Annotated in this window: 2 protein-coding genes; both read left to right on the forward strand. The window is 70.5% G+C overall.

Annotated elements, in window-relative coordinates; translation table 11 throughout:
• The coding region (locus tag QK444_RS36365; protein ID WP_282786666.1) for an SDR family oxidoreductase at nucleotides 1-474 on the forward strand (474 nt) is incomplete at its 5' end.
• On the forward strand, nucleotides 471-1,219 hold a 749-nt coding region (locus QK444_RS36370; RefSeq protein ID WP_282786667.1), incomplete at its 3' end, for an AMP-binding protein. The genes QK444_RS36365 and QK444_RS36370, both read left to right, overlap by 4 nt.

Genomic DNA, 1,219 nt, shown 5'->3' on the forward strand with positions numbered 1-1,219 from the left:
CCGCAAAGGTTCCGCGCCATGCTCGCGCTCATGGTGGAGGCCCCGTTTCTGCTCGTCCGCGCGGCGCTGCCCGCCATGTACGAGCGCAGGTTCGGGCGGATCGTGAATATCTCGTCCGTGCACGGGATTCGCGCCTCGGCGTACAAGTCCGCCTATGTCACCGCCAAACACGCCCTCGAGGGGTTGTCCAAGGCGACCGCGCTCGAGGGCGGACCGCACGGGGTGACGAGCAATTGCGTCAATCCCGGCTATGTGCGAACCGCCCTGGTGGACAGGCAGATCGCCGATCAGGCGACCGCGCACGGCATCCCCGAGCAGCAGGTGGTGGAGCGGATTCTGTTGACCGAGAACGCGATCAAACGGCTCATCGAACCGGAAGAGGTCGCCGAGCTGGTCGGCTGGCTCACCTCGGCCGCGGCGGGCATGGTGACCGGCGCGTCCTACACCATGGACGGCGGGTGGAGCGCACGATGACCGAAACGACCGCGGCGCCGTGGACGCCGAGCGCCGCCGATATCGAGACGGCGCGCATCACCGACTTCGCCCGCTTCGTCACCGCCCGAACGGGTCTCGAATTCCCCGACTACCGATCGCTCTGGCAGTGGTCGGTGGACGACATCGCGGGATTCTGGCGCGCCGTGTGGGACTACTTCGATCTCGGCGCGGCACCGGGCGAGGCACTGGCCGAGCCGACCATGCCGGGGGCGCGGTGGTTCCCCGAGGTGCGACTGAACTACGTCGATCGGGTGGCACGCCAGGCCCGCACCGACCGGCCCGCGATTCTCGATATCGGCGAGGACGCACCCCTGCGCGAGCTGAGCTGGGCCGAACTGCTCACTCGCACCGACGCTTTCGCCCGCACCCTGCGGGCACACGGGGTGCGGGCCGGAGACCGGGTCGCCGGATACCTGCCCGATATCCCGGAGGCGGTGATCGCCTTCCTGGCCACCGCGAGCATCGGCGCGATCTGGAGCGCCTGCGGGCAGGATTACTCCCCGCAGGCGGCGCTGGACCGGCTCGGGCAGTTGGAGCCGGTGGTGCTGGTGACCGCCGACGGCTACCGCTACGGCGGCAGGGAACACGACCGGCGGGCCGAGATCGCGGCGGTCCGAGCGGGATTGCCGAGCGTGCGGGCCACGGTCGCGGTGTCGCGGCTCGGGTACACCGTGCCGGGTGCGGTGGCGTGGGAGGACGCGTCGGCGGGCGGCGCGGCAGAATT

Source organism: Nocardia sp. CC201C (genome assembly GCF_030010695.1).
Classification (GTDB): domain Bacteria; phylum Actinomycetota; class Actinomycetes; order Mycobacteriales; family Mycobacteriaceae; genus Nocardia; species Nocardia otitidiscaviarum.